The organism is Aeromonas sp. 603607, from assembly GCF_049171595.1.
GTDB lineage: Bacteria > Pseudomonadota > Gammaproteobacteria > Enterobacterales > Aeromonadaceae > Aeromonas > Aeromonas veronii.
This window is the reverse complement of record NZ_JAAKOV010000009.1, coordinates 127781-145760: the sequence shown is the minus strand read 5'-3', so window position 1 is coordinate 145760 and position 17980 is coordinate 127781. Positions and strand designations below refer to the sequence as shown.

Genomic DNA, 17980 nt, shown 5'->3' with positions numbered 1-17980 from the left:
GAAGGGAGCCACATAAAAATAGCCAGTCAGTAAAGGGGAATAATTGACAGCCCCGGGTGATTACACTAGCTTGGCGCACCACCCGCCCATGACCGGACGCCATGTTCGTGGACAAGCATCTAAGACAATTTATTGAAGTGGCCACCCACAAAAATGTCAGTCTGGCAGCCAGGCAAATGGGGCTCAGCCAACCGACGCTGACACACAACATGAGAAAACTTGAGGAGAGTCTGGGAACGACCTTGCTGGTCAGGCACGCGGGCGGCGTGACGCTCACCGCTGCCGGAGAGCTGCTGCTGGAGCAGGCTCGCATGATGCAGCGGATCTACGATGATACACTCAGGCAGCTTGCTACCCTGCGCGAGCGAGCCGCACGACCGCTAAACGTGGGCACCGGACATGCGTGGTGGCAACCGGTATTGCAGCCTGTCACCGCCCGCTATCAACAGGCCAACCCATCCTGCGCCATCAATATTGAAGTCGGCAACCATCTGCGTCTGCTCGATCTGCTGTTGGGCAATCATATCGACTTGTTTCTCGGACATGAAATTCACGGGCTGGCCAAAAATTACAGCCTGATATTTATCCCGCTATTTATTTCTCACGATGGGGTATTTGTCAGAGCGGGCCATCCCCTCACAGGGAAAATATGCAGCAAGCAGGATCTGGTCGATTATCCGAGCCTGCTGGTGACCCCGGACGAGGATAAATATCTGCATCTGGTCGATGATTTGGCGAGAAAAAAGCAGGAACGCGCCGCCATGAAATTGAATGACAAAATCATTTATAGCAGCAACTCCCTGCTCACCAGCATTGATATTGTCAATAACAGCAATGCTGTCATGCCTTATCCGGTGAGTATGGCCGGTTATTTTTCCCGATTCGGTATTAGCCAGCTGAATATGGGCGAAGAGTACAACAAGGGGACTATCGGTATTTATATCCCTCGCGAGAAGAACGATGAGCCCCACATTCAGATGTTGTGCCAAGACATTCAGGCTCAGGTCACTTGCAATAGCCCCTTGATCGCCACCTTCTGAGCCCGCAATAACCGAGCCGAACGCCTCTATCAAGGTTACTGGCTGGATGAGTCAACGCCTCATCCAGCCAGAGGATCAATCCTTACCCCACCTCCCCCAGCGCGCCGATCAGGGCGTCGAGCCCTTGGTCAACCTTCGAGCGCGGGCAGCCGACATTGAGGCGGATATAGCCTGTGCCTTCCGGGCCATAGGTGTCGCCGCGCATGATGGCGACCCGGTATTTCTCCACCAGCAAGGTTTGCAGCGCATCCATCCGTTCGGGGGAGTCGATGCCAAGGCCGCGCAGATCAATCCAGGCGAGATAGGTTCCCTCGGGCACCCGATAGTCGATGGCGGGGAAGGCTGCGTTGAGCCGCGCCGCCACATGGGTGAGGTTGCCGTGCAGATAGCTTTTCAGGGCATCGAGCCAGGCAGCGCCGTCCCGATAGGCACTGATATGGGCCAGCACCCCGAGAATGGGCGGCGATGATAGGCCATGGGCCGCCTTGAGCCGCTGCAGATAGGAGGCCCGCGCCGCGGCGTTGGCGATAAAGGCGTAGGCGCCGCCAAGGGCGGGAATATTGAAGGATTTGGAGCCCGAGCTCACCAGCGCCCAGTGATCGTCCGGTGCCACCTCGCTCCACGGCAGGTAGCGGGCAAAGCTCACATCCATATGGATGTCGTCCGAGATCACCTTGACCCCGTGGCGCTGACAGATGGCGGCCATCCGGCCGAGTTCATCCCGCGTCCAGACCCGGCCGGTGGGGTTGTGGGGGCTGCAGAGCAGCAAAATCCGGCAATCGGGACGAGCGGCTTGCTGCTCGAAGCAGGCCCAGTCGATCTGGTAGCTCCCCTCTGTTTTTTTGAGCGGACAGGGCAGCAGCACCCTGTCGTTGGCAGTCAGCATATTGCCGAAGGCGTCGTAGGCGGGGGTATGCACCAGCACCCCCTCACCCGGCGCCGACCAGAGGCTCACCAGCTGGGCAATCACATAGATGACCGAGGGGCCGTAGACCAGCGTCTCGGGGTCGAGGCTCGCCCCGTGGCGGTGGGCAAACCAGTCGCTCACCGCCCCTTTGAAGTCGTCGTGATTCCAGCGGCTGTAGCCAAATACCCCGTGCTCCAGGCGAGTTGCCAAGGTCTGGCGAATGCAGGGGGCGGTCTCGAAATCCATGTCGGAGATGGTAAAGGGGAGCAGATCGGCATGGCCAAAACGGTCGGCTACATAGTCCCACTGAGTGCAGTAGGTGCCGTGGCGGTCGACCACATGGTCGAAGTCATAAATATCGTGCATGAAGTTTCTCCCTCCATAAACAGGAGACATATTGAGAGAGGCAAACAAGGGGGGCTTGCGCCCCCCGTTCGGATCTTATTGGCCGGTTCAGGCCCCCATCAGACTCTGCAGCTGGTTTTTCACCAGATGCACCTGCGGGCCGATCACCACCTGCAGGTTGTGCTCGTCGAGCTTGATCACCCCGATGGCGCCGTTTGCCTTCAATACCTTGTCATCAACCCGGCTCATGTCTTGCACCGACATCCGCAGGCGGGTGATGCAGTTATCGAGCGCCAGAATGTTATCGGCACCGCCCAGGGCGTTGAGGATGATTTCACCGTTGTAACCGCTGTTGCCGGCCTTCTTGCCTGCGGGCTGGGCAGTCTCGCTGGTTTCAATCTCGCGGCCCGGGGTTTTCAGGTTAAAGCGCACGATGGCGAAGCGGAACACGCTGTAGTAGATGGCAAACCAGATGGCGGCCGCGACCGGCACCAGATACCACTTGGTGGCGGTGCCTTGCAGCACGCCGAACACCAGAAAATCGATCAGGTTGCCGTCGGTGTTGCCGATGGTGACGCCGAGCAGCCCCATGGTCATAAAGCCCAGACCGGTCAGGATGGCGTGAATGACGTAGAGTACCGGTGCCACGAACAGGAACAGGAACTCCAGCGGCTCTGTGATACCGCCGATGACGCAGGCCACCACGCCAGAGACCAGCAGCGCCTTGATCTTGCCGCGATTTTCCGGACGGGCGCAGTGATACATGGCGAGCGCCGCACCCGGCAGGCCGCCGAGGAAGGCAGGCATCTTGCCCTGAGAGAGGAAGGAGGTGGCAGAGACCGAGAAGCCGGAAGTGTCGGCGCAGGAGAGTTCGGCGTAGAAGATATTGAGAGCGCCGCTCACCTCGTGACCGCACACCAGCTGGGTGCCGCCCGCTTCGGTAAAGCGGATCAGCGCCACCAGAATGTGGTGCAGGCCGAGCGGCAGCAGCAGACGCTCACCGGTACCGAACAGGAAGGGGCCGAAGGGACCGGCGTGGGAGATGAGCGCCCCGATACCGTTGATACCGGCAGCAAACCAGGGCCAGACGAACGGCACGACCAAACCGACTACACCCAGCACCAGCGCGGTGATGATGGGCACGAAGCGGGCACCGCCGAAGAAAGCGAGCGCATCGGGCATCTTGTAGGTGTAGAAACGGGCGTGCAACTTGGCGACGATCACCCCGACGATGATGGCCCCCAGAATACCGGTGTCGATGGAGCTGATGCCGAGGATCGATTTCACCCCGTAGGCCTTCTCCGCCGCCGCGTCACCGATGACGTTGGCCACGGTGAGGTAGAAGTTGATGGAGAGGTTGAGCGCCGCATAGCCGACGAAACCGGCAAAGGCCGCAACCCCCTTCTCTTCCCGCGCCAGCCCGAGCGGAATGGCCACTGCGAACATCACCGGCAGGTAGATAAAGGCCACCAGCCCCACCTTGGTCATCCAGAGGAACAGCAGTTGCAGCACGGTATTGTCGAGGAAGGGCATGCTCTGCTTGACCGCATCGCTGGTGAGCGAGCTGCCGACACCGAGCAGGATGCCCGAGAAGGCCAGCAGGGCGACCGGCAACATAAAGGTCTTGCCGAGGCTCTGCAGGAACTCCCATATGGTGGATTTGGCTTGAGGCTTGGCCATGAAACGGCTCCTTGTGAATAGACAGCAATATCTGCGGCTTTCCCCGTGGCTGCTCGTGGCAATTTCGACGCAGAGGCGCGGGTCAGCATCAGGTTTTGCCGAATGATAAAACGTTTTATCAATTTACAAGTGCCGATAGGATCACAGAATCAGGGGGCTGGCTGGCAGGAGGATCCAAATTTGTGAGCCGGATCGGCCAGATGGTGATGTAACGTTTCACTTGGCAACCCAAGCAGGTATGCTGGGGCCTCGCTCTCAACTGCCCGTCGTCCATTCGCCCTATGTCGCCCAAATCCCTCTTTGCCAAAGCCACCAAGATCACCGATGTCGCCCAGCGGGCGGGAGTGTCGGTCACCACCGTCTCCATGGTGCTCAACGGCAAGGGGCGTATCTCGCCGGCCACCGCCGAGCGGGTGCAGCAGGCGATAAAAGAACTCGACTATGTGCCCAACAGCGCCGCCGCCAACCTGCGCAGCCAGCAGTCCAATCTGGTGGGGCTGATCCTGCGCGACATCACCGACCCCTTCTATACCGAGGTGACCGCCGGGGTGAGCGAGGTGCTGGAGCAGCAGGGCTATCTGCTGTTTCTGACCCAGTGCGGTCACAGCCCGGAGCGGCTGCAGCAGAGCATCCACTCCCTGTCGCGACAGGGGGTGGCGGGCATCATCTTCAATCCGGTACGCGGCGCGGCAGCCAAAACCCTGGAGACCCTGCTCGACTCCGAGCTGCCGGTGGTGTGCGCCGCCCGCTCCTACTATCGGGATGACGTGGACTTTATCGGCCCCGACAACACCCACGCCGCCAAGCAGGCCACCACCTACCTTATCGAGCAGGGGCACCGCCATATCGCCTATGTCGGCGGGCGGGCCGACTCCCTCACCCGCGCCGAGCGGATCGGCGGCTACTGCGCCAGCCTGCTGCAATATGGCCTGCCCTTCAAACCGGAGTGGGTACTGGAGTGCGAGCGCACCCAGCGCAGCGCCGCCGACACCATCGCCCAGCTGCTGCACCAGCACCCCAAGGTGACCGCCGTGCTCTGCCACTACCCCGAGGTGGCGCTCGGCGCCGTCTATGGCGTCGAGGCGAGCGGCCGCACCGTAGGCAAGGACAACTACATCGGCCAGCAGGTGGCCCTGCTCGGTTTTGACGATGTGGCGGAGGCAGAACTCACCTCCCCCGCTCTCACTTTCGTCAGCTCACCGGCCCGCGAAATCGGCCGTCAGGCGGCAAGGCGCCTGCTGACCCGGATGCAGCAACCCGAACTCGCCCCCAACCGCCATATCATCACCCCCAATCTGCAGAAGCGAGAATCAGCCTGAACTGGCTGGGCAAGCCTGCTGCCGCCATATCATCACCACTCACCAGCAAACCGCAAAAGCGGGCATCGACCAGAAGCACACGGCTGCGGCGCGCGGGCAAATAACAAAGAGGGGGCGCAAAATGTGAGTCTGCTCACTGCGCTGGCAAGGAGAGATTGAGAGCCAAGTGGAGAGGAATATGATGGGCGTCCACTCTCTTCACGAGCCCCTTTATGAGCAACCCGCACGACCAGAATCCGCCAACTGAAATCCACCGCTGTGACAAATGCGGCGAGCGTACCCGCCATCTCGTGGTGCTGGTCGCCCGCGATCACAGCCAGGACATCATGCCCAAGGATCCGCGCAAAGCCTTCTGGCAAGCCTTTACTTCCAGCAGCATTACCAACTGGGCGTTTGGCGAAACGCTGGCTTACCAGGCCACCCATGTAAAGCACCTGATCTGCGAGCGCTGCGGCGAGAAGTTTCTGGAATATTGAGTGACCATCAGGCCCAGAGGACGGCGCACCACGGACCGTCAGAGCGGGATAAAAGAGAAATAAAGATGACGTTTGTCGAGACGAACCCCGACCAACTGCCGCTAGCGCTGCTGCTGGAGGCCGATCCCGCAGAGCTGCGCATTGCCCCCTACTTTCCAGCCTCCAGATATCTGTTCCAGAAAAGAGCGCTCATAGATGAAACGAATTCTGATTATTGGCAACTCTGGATCGGGCAAGAGCTGGTTGGCAGCTCGATTGGCTGAGGGGTTAACTATCCGCGAGGTCAATCTGGACACCATCGTCTGGCAACCGGGCGGGTTTAACCAAAAACGGCCCCAGCATGAGATTGATCATGCCATTCAAACACTTGCTCAAGAGCCATCATGGGTGGTCGAAGGGGTATATGGTGCCCTGGCCGAGCAACTGCTTGATGCCGCCGATACCCTGCTTTTTCTGGATCTCGACTGGTCAGTATGCCGTGATTCACTGCTATCGCGCGGATCACAAAGTGCCAGGCAACGGGATGCCGTAGCAGCCGAAGAGAGCTTTCAACAACTGCTGGTGTGGGCATCGGAATATGGGCAGCGAGCCGGCAAAAGCTCCCGCCAATTCCATCACGAGCTGTTTGATCGATTCCCAAACGACAAGCACCGTTTCACGACTCGCACAGAGGTACATAGCTATCTCACGCAACTGACCACTCATAGCTAACGGGGTAGAGGATGACGCAACAGGAGCTGGCGAAAATGGGGGGCGCTTCGGTAAGTATCCAGCTGCTGGATGGCAAACCCTGTATCAGAAAAAGCGGCGCATCGCCTGTCGAGCGCCATTTCTACCAACGCGCCGCACTTCATTTGAGCGGGCTCAACACTCCTACCCTGCTCAAGGTCGAAGGGGAGACCCTGTTCCTTGAGCAGATCCCTCATCCGGTCACGCTCACGCAGCTGCACCACAACGAACAGACCTTTGCTCAGCTGGCCAGCCTGCATAACGCCAACTATCAGCCCGACTTTGCGGTGAAAACTCACGGCTGGTCGCTCGTCGACACCAACGAGGCGCTCTCTGTACTCTGCCTGCCGGAAGCGGTAAACGAGAAGATCCGCCATATCCAGCAACTTGGTCACGAACTATTCGAGGAGTCATGCCTGATTTCGGGAGACAGCAATGAGGGCAACTGGGGCACCCGCAACAATGGTGAGCTGGTGTTGTTTGACTGGGAGCGATTTGGTTATGGCAGTCCGGCCATCGATCTGGCCCCGCTGGTGCCGCGGATGGGTTCGCTGGCTGAATATGAAACCATCATTGAACGCTATCTGTGCCACAGTTCGCTGCTCTCTGGCGACCGGTTGCTGCGCCATCTCGTCATGGCCAAGTGCTGGCTGATTATTGAAGTCACCAATCTGCTGACCAGAAGGGAGAAGCCGCAGGCACAGCAATATCTGGAGTGGTATCGGCAACAAGTTCCCAACTGGCTGGAGTCGGTGGCGCATATTGTGTAGTCCGTAGGTTCGAATAGCGCAGCGTATTCGGACGTTCGCGTTATCACCTCTCTCTTTTCAGCCATCCCTCTCTTGCCACCACACTTTCTTCCCAAACAACGCCCCTCTGCGCTCGCCCAGCCAATGCGATTGGCCTCCGCCATCAGGCGCATAAAAATCCTAATCCGCCCGACGAAACTGCGACTTTTTGTGAGAAAGGTCACATCTTATAACGCCTTAAAACCACATATAAATCCAGACCCCGCTGGTGATTAATTTATTGACATGATGCATTACAAACCTGGTTACGAGACCAGTCACAATCCATTTATTTGTTTTTAAAGACAAAATTAGCAATAACCTGAAAATGGTGATTCCTGCCTGAAAACGGGATCTTCATCACATCGCGTTTTACTGCGCACAAAAATCCAGTGATTAGCACATTTGTCCGATAGGGAGGGGGCGAGCGAGCCACGATAATGAACAGGTCATTTTTATCCAGTACGTCGATACGTACTCACGCATAGCTTCCGTCACCGGAAGCGGGGAGAGCGCCATGATCACCACCTTGATCAATGAACATCTGATCAACCTCGATTTGAAAGCGACGCGTAAGGAAGAGGTCTTCACCGAAATGGCCCGCCTGCTGGCGTCGCAAGGCAAAGTCAGCAACGAGCAGGCCTTTATCAAGGATCTGTGGGCCCGCGAAGAGCTGGGTAACACCGGCTTTGAAGAGGGCGTGGCCCTGCCCCACGCCAAGAGTGCGGCTGTGTGCAATCCAGCGGTCGCCATCGGCATCAGCCGCAACGGCATCGAGTACGGCGCCGAAGATGGCAAGCCGTCCCACATTTTCTTTATGATCGCCTCCCCCGATGGCGGCGCCAACCACCATATCGAAGTGCTGGCCGAGCTCTCCGGCAAGCTGATCGAGGAGGGCTTTATCGCCAAACTGCTGGCGGCAAAAACCCCGGCCGATGCGCTGGCGCTGCTGCTGACCAAGAAAGAGGAGCAGAGCGCGGCCCCGGCCACCAGCAAGGGCTTTATCATCGGTGTCACCGGCTGCCCGGCCGGTATCGCCCACACCTATCTGGCGGCCGAGTCGCTGGAGCGCGCCGCCAAGGAGCTGGGTTATGAGGTGAAGGTGGAGACCAACGGCTCCATCGGCGTCAAGAACAGCCCGACCGCAGACGAGATTGCCCGCGCCACCGCCATCGTGGTGGCCTGTGACAAGCAGGTGGACATGGCCCGCTTCGCTGGCAAGCCCCTCATCAAGACCGGCGTGAAAGCTCCCATCAAGGATGGCAAGGGTCTGATTGAGCAGGCGCTGAAAGCCCCCGCCTATGTAGCGGACAAGGATGAGAAGAAGGGTGACGAGAAGCGCGCCAGCGGCGGCAGCTCGGATCTCTACCGCTACCTGATGAACGGCGTATCGCACATGATCCCGTTCGTGGTGACCGGTGGTCTGTTGATTGCGCTGGCACTGGCCATCGGCGGCAACCCGACCCCAAGCGGCATGCAGATCCCGGAAGGGAGCATGTGGAACCAGATCCTCAACGTCGGCGTGGCCGCCTTCACCCTGATGATCCCCATTCTGGCAGGCTATATCGCCTACGCCATCGGTGATCGTCCGGCGCTGGCACCGGGCTTTATCGGTGGCTGGATCGCCAACAACGGCAGTTTCTACGGCGCTGACGCCGGTACCGGCTTTATCGGTGCCATCATTGCGGGCCTGCTGGTCGGTTATCTGGTGCGCTGGATTGCCACCCGTCAGTACCACAAGATGGTGCAACCGCTGGTGCCGATCCTGATCGCCCCCATTGTCGGTTCCCTGTTTATCGCTGCGGTCTTTATCTTCATCATCGGCGCCCCGATTGCCGACATGATGACCGGCCTCAACGCCATGCTGCTCTCCATGAGCGGTGGCAGTCTGGTGCTGCTGGGCATCGTGCTGGGTGGTATGGCGGGCTTTGATATGGGTGGCCCGGTCAACAAGGTGGCCTTCCTCTTCTCCGTCGGCATGATTGCCTCCGGCCAGACCCAGTTTATGGGCGCCATGGCCTGCGCCATCCCGGCCGCGCCCCTTGGCATGTCGCTGGCTACCGTACTCGGTCGCAAGCTCGGTATCTTCGATGCCTCTGAAATCGAAGCGGGCAAAGCCGCCGGTGCCATGGGTCTGGTGGGTATCTCCGAAGGGGCGATTCCGTTCGCCGCCCGTGACCCGCTGGCCGTGATTCCGGCCAACGTGCTGGGCAGCATGACCGCCGCAGTGATGGCCTTCCTGTTTGGCATCACCAACAGCGTTGCCCACGGTGGCCCCATCGTGGCCCTGCTGGGTGCGGTCAACAAGCCGCTGCTGGCCCTGCTCTGCATGATCTGCGGTGCCATCGTCACCGGCGTGGTGGCGGTTGCCCTGAAAAAACTGCGGGTCAAAAAGAGTGATGAGGTAACTCTGGCCAAGGCGGCCTGAGTCCCCCCTCACCATCGAGGCACCTAAACCATAAAAGAGGCCACCCCACTGGGTGGCCTCTTGTTTTTTTGGGGATGGCTGGTGGGCCGTATTTCCCAAAATCGCCCCCCGAGCAATAGTGGTCGATAAGCACTCTTCCTCGTCTCTTCCCTTTCCTTTACTTGACTCCCTTCTTACCTCTCCCCTCCTCAGCCCAGCACTCGCACAAAGCGCCAAACTGGCTGAAATGGCAGCAATCCGGCGTCAGCGGTGTGATGTTTCTCACGCTTTGTCCGCGAAAGCGCAAAAACTAGGAAAATTTCCTAGCCCCACTAGGGATGGCTCTCAAGCCATTTTTTGCCCCTCTTATTAGAGTCACCTCACCTGATGTCGTGACCCGCACCGCGACGGGCAATGTGCCCCGTCATCCCGTGCCGGGCCCGGGTTTATATGGATGGAGCGTCGAGCGCAGCAACGGCTGACAGCCCCGACGTTCCGTTCCCCCTTCCGTGGCGTGACCTCGAACAACCTATCTACAAATGAGGGGCGCGGCGGAAATACCGTCTATCTCGCAGAGGATGAACGAAGATGTTGAAATTGCTCCAACAGGTCCGGGTCCCCACCCTCGACCTGCCGGTCGAAGCCCGGCGCAAGCTCTGGTTCAAGCCGTTTATGCAATCTTATCTGGTTGTATTTATTGGCTATTTGACCATGTATCTGATCCGCAAGAACTTCAACATTGCGCAAAATGACATGATCCAGGAGTACGGTCTTTCCATGACCGAGCTTGGCATGATCGGCCTTGGCTTCTCCATCACCTACGGGGTGGGCAAGACCATCGTCTCCTACTATGCCGACGGCAAGAACACCAAGCAGTTCCTGCCGCTGATGCTGATCCTCTCCGCGCTCTGCATGCTGGGCTTCAGTGCCAGCATGGGCGGCACCGGTTTCAGCCTCTACTTCATGATCTTCTTCTACGCCCTGAGCGGTTTCTTCCAGAGCTGTGGCGGTTCGTGCAGCTACTCCACCATCACCAAGTGGACCCCTCGCAACAAGCGCGGCACCTATCTGGGTATGTGGAACCTCTCCCACAACGTGGGCGGTGCCGGTGCAGCCGGTGTGGCGCTGTTCGGTGCCAACTACCTGTTTGATGGCAACGTGCTCGGCATGTTTATCTTCCCCTCCATCATCGCGCTGATCGTCGGCTTTATCGGCCTGCGCTTTGGTAGCGATTCGCCGGAAGCCTATGGCCTTGGCAAGGTGGAAGAGCTGTTTGACGAAGTGGCAAGCGAAGAGGATATCGCTACCGAAGAGCAGCAGCTGACCAAGTGGCAGATCTTCGTGAAGTACGTGCTGCTCAACAAGGTGATCTGGCTGCTCTGCTTTGCCAACATCTTCCTCTACGTGGTGCGTATCGGTATCGACCAGTGGTCTACCGTCTATGCCCACCAGGAGCTGGGCTTCTCCAAAGACGTGGCTATTCAGGGCTTTACCTTCTTCGAAGTGGGCGCACTGGTCGGCACCCTGATGTGGGGTTACCTCTCCGATCTGGCCAATGGCCGTCGTGGTCTGGTGGCTTGCGTAGCACTGGCGCTGATCATCGCGACCCTGGGTCTCTACCAGCATGCGACCACCCAGTTTATGTTCCTGGGTTCCCTGTTCACCCTGGGCTTCCTGGTGTTTGGTCCGCAGTTGCTGATCGGCGTCGCCGCCGTGGGCTTCGTCCCCAAGCAGGGCATCAGCGTAGCCGATGGCGTCAAGGGCACCTTTGCCTACCTCATCGGTGACAGCTTCGCCAAACTGGGTCTGGGCATGATCGCCGATGGCACCCCCATCTTCGGTCTGACCGGCTGGACCGGCACCTTCGCGGCGCTGGATATCGCAGCCGCCGCCTGTCTGGTGCTGATGGGTTGTGTCGCTGTCGCCGAAGAGCGCAAGATCCGCCGCATCAAGCGCGAACTGAAAGCCGCCGAGCTGGCTGCCCAGACCGCCTGATAGCCATAACAACAGACGCAGATTGTTCAGGGCCACCCACAGGGGTGGCCCTTGTTGTTTGGAGCAACCAGACACCCGACTGGCCCGGCATGAGCCTGCACTGCCGTTCAAGGGACGGGCATATCCCCATCAAGATCCCACTTTTCATATGGACTTTTGGTAAAAGCCCCCCGCTGGCGCTATCTTGTTGCTCCCCCTTGCCAGCATCACAGAGAGCAGATGAAGATCGTTGCCGTCACCGCTTGCCCGACCGGTATTGCCCATACCTATATGGCTGCCGATGCCCTGCAAAAAGCCGCCACTGGGCTGGGACTCAAGATCAAGGTCGAGACACAGGGCGCCATGGGCATGGAAAACATGCTGACCGCCCGCGATATTGCCAGCGCCGACCTGGTGCTGATTGCCTCCGATATCGAGATTGAGCAGAAAGAGCGCTTCCTCGGCTGCACCATCCATCAGGTGAGACTGGAAACCGTGCTGCTGGATGCCAACGCCGTACTCAAGGCCCTGCCGATCCCGGCCTGATGCTGACCCGCGAAATCACCTTCTACTGCCAGCAGGGGTTGAGCATCACCCAGGCCAAGCAGTTGAACCGGCTGGCGGGGATGTTCAAATCCACCATCCGCTGCGCCAACCTCACCCGGCGCCAGACCGTTGCCGCCAGCAACCAGCTCTCCCTGTTGACCCTCGCCACCCAGCCCGGCGATCTCTGCCAGTTGCAGATTGAAGGGTGCGATGCCGAGCTCGCCCACATGGCCTTCACCTGCTGGTGCGGGGAACTGGGTCAACCGCTGGTGCGCACGCGCACCGCCGCGCTGGCGGAGTTGCGACTGGCCAACACCCTGCCCGACTACCATTTTGCCCTGCGCCAGCTGGCCCACAGCCCCGAACCGCTGACCAAAGCCGAAGCCCTCGAGCATCTGGTCGATCTGCTGCCCGTCGAACTGGTCACCGACCGCGCCACACTGACCGCCGCGGTAGAGCGGCGCGAGCAGGTCTCGGCCACCATCATCCGCCCCGGCCTTGCCATGCCTCATGTATTGAGCGAAGGGATCAGCCAGCCAACGCTGGCCCTGCTTAGCTGCAAGGAGCCCATCGAGTGGGGCTCTCAAATCGGGCCGGTGCAGACCATTATTCTGCTGGCGGTGCCGGTTGGTAGCGGACGGGAGACCCTGCGCCCCCTCACCCGACTGGCGCAGGCGATGATCGACGATGTGGTCAGCCACGCCCTGCTGTTGGCGGGCTCGCCCCCCGCCCGTCAGGCTATCGTGATCGAGAGCCTGCTGAGCTAGGCGAGTTGGCTCTGGGCGCTGCTTGTTGAAACGCCAGCCATTCATCCTGCCCTCAGCACCCTGTGGTACACTCGCTGCCATCGTCTGTCTGAAGTGTGTATCCGATGAAATCTCCCCGCTCCCGTCTCTCTGTCAGCCGCGCGCCGCGCGATAACGCCCCGCGCACGGCGGCCAAACCAGCCGCACCCCGCCATGCATCCCCCCGCAAACCGGAGCTGGCCCCGGCGGATCGCAAATTGCTCCTGCTGAACAAGCCCTACATGGTGCTCTGCCAGTTCACCGACGAGGCGGGCCGGGAGACCCTCAAGGATTACATCAAAGAGCCCGGCATCTATGCCGCAGGGCGGCTCGATCGCGACAGCGAGGGGCTGCTGCTGCTCACCAACGATGGCAAGCTGCAGGCGCGCCTCACCCAGCCGGGGGAGAAGACCCCCAAGACCTACTGGGTGCAGGTGGAAGGCATTCCGAGCGAGGAGAAACTGGCCGCTCTGCGCGCCGGCGTGGAGCTCAACGACGGCATGACCCTACCCGCCGGGGCGCGCATCATGGATGAACCTGCGGTATGGCCGCGCAATCCGCCCATTCGCGAGCGCAAGGAGATCCCCACCAGCTGGCTGGAGATCAAGATCATCGAGGGGCGCAACCGGCAGGTACGGCGGATGACAGCCCATATCGGCCACCCCACCCTGCGCCTTATTCGCTACGCCATCGGTGACTGGACCCTGGATGGACTGGCACCCGGCGAGAGCCGCAGCCTGCCCGCTCCCGAGTTGGCACCGCTCTCCACCCGCCGCCCGCGTCCCTCCTCATCCCGTTCAGGCGCTCATACCGCCAAACCGGCCAAACCGGCAGGGGAGGCGCCACGGCGGGCTAGCCAGCCGAGACGAGACGAGCGCCCCCGCAGCACTCACCCAACCGAGCGTTCAACTTCAAACCCGACCGGCGGCAAACCCCGCAGCTGTGGTCGAGGAACGGCACGTCGACCGGCCCGAGCGGACAATCCCAGTAGCAACGACAAGGAGTCATGATGAGCAATCAGGCAGAGCAATCGACCACCAGCCACGCCCGCATGGAGGCGCGCCTGACGGTCGCCGCCCTGGTGCAGTGGCAGGGGCGCTTTCTGGTAGTGGAAGAGGAGATCAAGGGCAAGCGCCGTTTCAACCAACCCGCCGGCCATGTGGAGCCGGGGGAAAACCTGCTTGAAGCGGCTTGTCGTGAGCTGAAAGAGGAGACGGGTCTGACCGCCACGCCGACCGCCTGGCTTGGTACCTATCTGTTCAAACCGGCCGACAGCGAGGCCACCTATGTGCGCACCGCCATCATCTTCGACCTTGAAAAAGCGCCGGGTCAGCACCATCCAGAGGATCCTGACGGCGATGTGCTGGCTTGCCACTGGCTTACGCTGGAAGAAATTGCGGAATGCAAACCGGCCCTGCGCAGCCCCTTGGTGTGGCAGTGCATTCAGGATTATCTGGCGGGGACACGGCTGCCACTCTCGGCCCTCAAGGCCTTTATCTGAGGCCATTTGACACTCTTTTTCGGTGACAAAGGCCAACAACAGAAAAACGATTTCCTGCTATCAGGCTCCTGATGGGAACTGCGGCATGGATATGTGACCGGGGGCGCAAAACTCTGGTAGAATACGCCCCGTTTAAACGAACTGGTAACTTCGACTAATGACAGACAACAGCCAAATCAAGGTGATCGTCGGCATGTCCGGCGGCGTGGATTCTTCCGTCTCGGCCTACCTGCTCCAGCAGCAGGGCTATCAGGTTGAAGGCTTGTTCATGAAGAACTGGGAAGAAGACGACACGGACGAGTACTGCTCTGCCGCCCAGGATTTGGCTGATGCCAAGGCCGTCTGCGACAAGCTGGGGATGAAACTCCACACCATCAACTTCGCGGCCGAGTACTGGGACAACGTGTTCGAGCACTTCCTCGAAGAGTACAAGGCTGGCCGCACGCCGAACCCGGATATCCTTTGCAACAAGGAGATCAAGTTCAAGGCGTTCCTCGAATTTGCCGCCGAAGAGCTGGGTGCCACCTACATCGCCACCGGCCACTATGTGCGCCGTGACGACAGCACAGGCCGCCCGCGCCTGCTGCGCGGTCTCGATACCAACAAGGATCAGAGCTACTTCCTCTACACCTTGAGCGAGAAGCAAGTGGGTCAGAGCCTGTTCCCGGTTGGCGATCTGGAGAAGCCGGAGGTGCGCCGCATCGCCGAGCAGCTGGATCTCATCACCGCCAAGAAGAAAGACTCCACCGGTATCTGCTTTATCGGCGAGCGCAAGTTCAAGGACTTCCTGGCCAAGTTCCTGCCCGCTCAGCCCGGTAAGATCGAGACCGTGGATGGCAAGGTGATCGGTGAGCATCAGGGTGTGATGTATCACACCCTGGGCCAGCGCAAGGGGCTCGGTATCGGTGGGCGCAAAGATGCCACCGAAGAGGCCTGGTATGTGGTCGACAAAGAGGTCGAACGCAACGTACTGGTGGTAGCGCAGGGCGAACATCCCCGCCTCTACTCCGATGGTTTGATTGCCAGCCAGCTGCACTGGGTGGATCGCACCCCCATTCGCGAGCCGCGTCGCTGCACCGTCAAGACCCGCTACCGCCAGCAGGATATCCCCTGCCTGATCCAGCCCATCGACGACGAGACCATCCGGGTCATCTTCGACGAGAAGCAGGCTGCGGTGACCCCGGGCCAATCCGCCGTTTTCTACGACGGGGAAGTGTGTCTGGGCGGTGGCATCATCGAACAGCGTTTCAGCCATCCGGTTTGAGCCAATAGCAGAAGGCAGCATACGTGAGCGATAAATTCCAAGACAGAACCATGGCCTTTGCCGGCATCTGCCAGGCGGCTGCGCTGGTCCAGAAGGTGGCCCGCGACGGCAGCTGTGACGAAGCCGCCCTGCGCGAGAGCCTCTCCAGCATTCTGGTGACCAACCCGAGCCACCCGCTCGAGGTGTTCAACAATACCCATCTGGCCATTCGCGACGGCTACCGTGCGCTGGTCGAGCAGCTGGGTGCCGACGGCAGCCAGAAGAATGCCGAGCTGACCCGCTATGTGGTGAGCCTGATTGCGCTGGAGCGCAAGCTGGCCAAGCGCAAGGACATTCTCAACATGCTGGGTGAGCGGATCAGTCAGATCGGTCGCCAGCAACAGCACTTCGATCTGCTCGACGAGCAGATCCTGGCCAACATGGCGAGCATCTACAGCGACCTTATCAGCCCCATCGGGCCGCGCATTCAGGTGGCAGGCACCCCGCTGTTCCTGCAGCAGCCGCTGGTGCAGCACAAGGTGCGCGCCCTGCTGCTGGCAGGCATCCGCGCCGTGGTGCTGTGGCGCCAGCTCGGTGGCAGCCGCACCCAGATCATCTTCGCTCGCAAGAAGATGGTGGAACTGGCCAAGCGTTACTAATCATTGGCTTGCGCGCAGGCAGAGGGAGGACAAGGTGAACAGCCGCACATCAGCCTTGATACACCCCGACCGGCGCGCAAGTGAATACGGATCCCCCACACCAATCATCAGGAGTTCACCCCATGGAGCTGTCCGCGCTGACTGCTGTTTCCCCGATTGACGGTCGTTATGGCGACAAGGCCGATGCCCTGCGCCCTATCTTCTCCGAATTCGGCCTGCTGCGTTTTCGCGTTGAAGTCGAGGTTCGCTGGTTGCAGAAACTGGCCAGCCACGCCGGGATCCCGGAAGTCCCTGCCCTGAGCGCGGCCGCCAACGCCCTGCTCGACGGCATCGTCAGCAACTTCAACGAGAGCGACGCCGCCCGCATCAAACAGATCGAGCGCACCACCAACCATGATGTGAAAGCGGTGGAGTACTTCCTCAAAGAGAAAGTCGAAGTGAACCCGGAGCTGGCGGCTGTCAGCGAGTTCATCCACTTCGCCTGCACCTCGGAAGACATCAACAACAACTCCCACGGTCTGATGCTGAAAACCGCCCGCGAAGAGGTCATCAAGCCTTATTGCGAGAAGCTGATCGGCGAGATCAAGCGTCTGGCCCACGAGTACCGTGACATGCCGCTGCTCTCCCGCACCCACGGCCAGCCGGCGACCCCGAGCACCATGGGCAAGGAGATGGCCAACGTCGCCTACCGTCTGGAGCGCCAGTACAAGCAGATCATGGCGGTGGAGATCCTCGGCAAGATCAACGGTGCTGTCGGCAACTACAACGCCCACATCAGCGCCTATCCGGAAGTGGACTGGCACCAGTTCTCCGAGGAGTTTGTGACTTCCCTCGGCCTGACCTGGAACCCCTACACCACCCAGATCGAACCGCACGACTATATCGCCGAGCTGTTCGATGCCATGGCCCGCTTCAACACCATCCTGATCGACTTCGACCGCGATGTGTGGGGTTACATCTCCCTGGGTCACTTCAAGCAGCGCACCATCGCCGGTGAAATCGGCTCCTCCACCATGCCGCACAAGGTCAACCCCATCGACTTCGAGAACTCCGAAGGCAATCTGGGTCTGGCCAACGCCGTGTTCCAGCATCTGGCGAGCAAGCTGCCCATCTCCCGCTGGCAGCGGGATCTGACCGACTCGACCGTGCTGCGCAATCTGGGCGTTGCCATCGGCTATTCCCTTATCGCCTATCAGTCCACCCTCAAGGGTATCTCCAAGCTGGAAGCCAACGACACCGCCATGGCCGCCGACTTGGATGCCAACTGGGAAGTGCTGGCCGAGCCGATCCAGACCGTGATGCGCCGCTACGGTATCGAGAAGCCCTACGAGAAGCTCAAAGAGCTGACCCGTGGCCGCCGTGTCGATGCCGAAGGAATGCGTACCTTTATCGACACCCTGGCGCTGCCGGAAGCGGTCAAGGTTGAGCTGAAGAAGCTGACCCCGGCCAACTACATCGGTGACGCCCAGCGTCTGGTTGACCTGCTGAAATAAGCGGATAAATGACACTACCGGGGCCCTGTGCATGATCTGCAACAGGGCCCCGGTTATTTTATGTGGCACCCTATACACGGTTTGCAAG

General features: G+C 60.0%; 16 protein-coding genes and 1 pseudogene. 15 read left to right on the top strand and 2 right to left on the bottom strand.

Going from position 1 to position 17980, the window contains the following annotated elements; translation table 11 throughout:
* Window positions 1-107 precede the first annotated feature (107 nt).
* Entirely contained in the window at window positions 108-1040 is a 933-nt protein-coding gene (locus G5315_RS10750; RefSeq protein WP_227343088.1) for a LysR family transcriptional regulator, read from the top strand.
* An 82-nt stretch (window positions 1041-1122) separates the two neighbouring features.
* Here the strand turns inward: G5315_RS10750 and G5315_RS10745 are convergent, their stop codons facing one another.
* On the bottom strand, window positions 1123-2313 hold the full coding sequence (locus G5315_RS10745) for a MalY/PatB family protein (RefSeq protein WP_421333012.1): 1191 nt from the start codon (window positions 2311-2313) through the stop codon (window positions 1123-1125).
* Window positions 2314-2400: 87 nt separating this feature from the next.
* Window positions 2401-3972 (bottom strand): maltose/glucose-specific PTS transporter subunit IIBC, encoded by a 1572-nt coding sequence (malX, locus tag G5315_RS10740; protein ID WP_005353570.1) that lies wholly within the window; start codon window positions 3970-3972, stop codon window positions 2401-2403.
* Between the two features lie 281 nt (window positions 3973-4253).
* Here malX and G5315_RS10735 point away from each other — a divergent pair, with 281 nt between their 5' ends.
* From G5315_RS10735 to purB, 14 genes and pseudogenes are all read left to right on the top strand, one after another.
* Complete coding sequence (locus G5315_RS10735; RefSeq protein WP_421333011.1) at window positions 4254-5291, top strand: Mal regulon transcriptional regulator MalI; 1038 nt, start codon at window positions 4254-4256, stop codon at window positions 5289-5291.
* Window positions 5292-5503: 212 nt separating this feature from the next.
* Window positions 5504-5767: a hypothetical protein gene (locus G5315_RS10730; RefSeq protein WP_227341052.1), complete on the top strand. Its 264-nt coding sequence runs from the start codon at window positions 5504-5506 to the stop codon at window positions 5765-5767.
* A gap of 65 nt (window positions 5768-5832) precedes the next feature.
* A pseudogene (locus G5315_RS10725) lies at window positions 5833-5931 on the top strand (GNAT family N-acetyltransferase); the annotation flags it as partial.
* Window positions 5932-5962: 31 nt separating this feature from the next.
* The gene (locus G5315_RS10720) at window positions 5963-6478 is read left to right on the top strand and encodes an AAA family ATPase (RefSeq protein WP_421333010.1); all 516 of its coding nucleotides are present in this window, start codon (window positions 5963-5965) and stop codon (window positions 6476-6478) included.
* A gap of 11 nt (window positions 6479-6489) precedes the next feature.
* The gene (locus G5315_RS10715) at window positions 6490-7266 is read left to right on the top strand and encodes a phosphotransferase family protein (RefSeq protein WP_266134038.1); all 777 of its coding nucleotides are present in this window, start codon (window positions 6490-6492) and stop codon (window positions 7264-7266) included.
* A 535-nt stretch (window positions 7267-7801) separates the two neighbouring features.
* Window positions 7802-9712, top strand: coding sequence for a PTS fructose transporter subunit IIABC (locus G5315_RS10710; protein ID WP_421333009.1), 1911 nt, complete (start codon window positions 7802-7804; stop codon window positions 9710-9712).
* Window positions 9713-10279: 567 nt separating this feature from the next.
* On the top strand, window positions 10280-11686 hold the full coding sequence (uhpT, locus tag G5315_RS10705) for a hexose-6-phosphate:phosphate antiporter (RefSeq protein ID WP_005353611.1): 1407 nt from the start codon (window positions 10280-10282) through the stop codon (window positions 11684-11686).
* A gap of 219 nt (window positions 11687-11905) precedes the next feature.
* The gene (locus G5315_RS10700) at window positions 11906-12211 is read left to right on the top strand and encodes a PTS fructose transporter subunit IIB (RefSeq protein ID WP_005334611.1); all 306 of its coding nucleotides are present in this window, start codon (window positions 11906-11908) and stop codon (window positions 12209-12211) included.
* Window positions 12211-12978 carry a PTS sugar transporter subunit IIA gene (locus G5315_RS10695; RefSeq protein ID WP_421333008.1) on the top strand — a complete coding sequence of 256 codons (768 nt, stop codon included), beginning with the start codon at window positions 12211-12213 and terminating at the stop codon, window positions 12976-12978. Before G5315_RS10700 ends, G5315_RS10695 begins: the two co-directional genes overlap by 1 nt.
* A 104-nt stretch (window positions 12979-13082) precedes the next feature.
* Entirely contained in the window at window positions 13083-14006 is a 924-nt protein-coding gene (gene rluE, locus G5315_RS10690; RefSeq protein ID WP_421333007.1) for a 23S rRNA pseudouridine(2457) synthase RluE, read from the top strand.
* Complete coding sequence (locus tag G5315_RS10685) at window positions 14006-14497, top strand: NUDIX hydrolase (RefSeq protein ID WP_421289179.1); 492 nt, start codon at window positions 14006-14008, stop codon at window positions 14495-14497. Before rluE ends, G5315_RS10685 begins: the two co-directional genes overlap by 1 nt.
* A gap of 157 nt (window positions 14498-14654) precedes the next feature.
* On the top strand, window positions 14655-15761 hold the full coding sequence (mnmA, locus tag G5315_RS10680; protein ID WP_421333006.1) for a tRNA 2-thiouridine(34) synthase MnmA: 1107 nt from the start codon (window positions 14655-14657) through the stop codon (window positions 15759-15761).
* A 23-nt stretch (window positions 15762-15784) separates the two neighbouring features.
* Window positions 15785-16399: a high frequency lysogenization protein HflD gene (hflD, locus tag G5315_RS10675; protein ID WP_041208876.1), complete on the top strand. Its 615-nt coding sequence runs from the start codon at window positions 15785-15787 to the stop codon at window positions 16397-16399.
* A 122-nt stretch (window positions 16400-16521) separates the two neighbouring features.
* Window positions 16522-17892, top strand: a complete 1371-nt coding sequence (gene purB, locus G5315_RS10670; RefSeq protein WP_421333005.1) for an adenylosuccinate lyase — start codon at window positions 16522-16524, stop codon at window positions 17890-17892.
* Window positions 17893-17980: the final 88 nt, after the last annotated feature.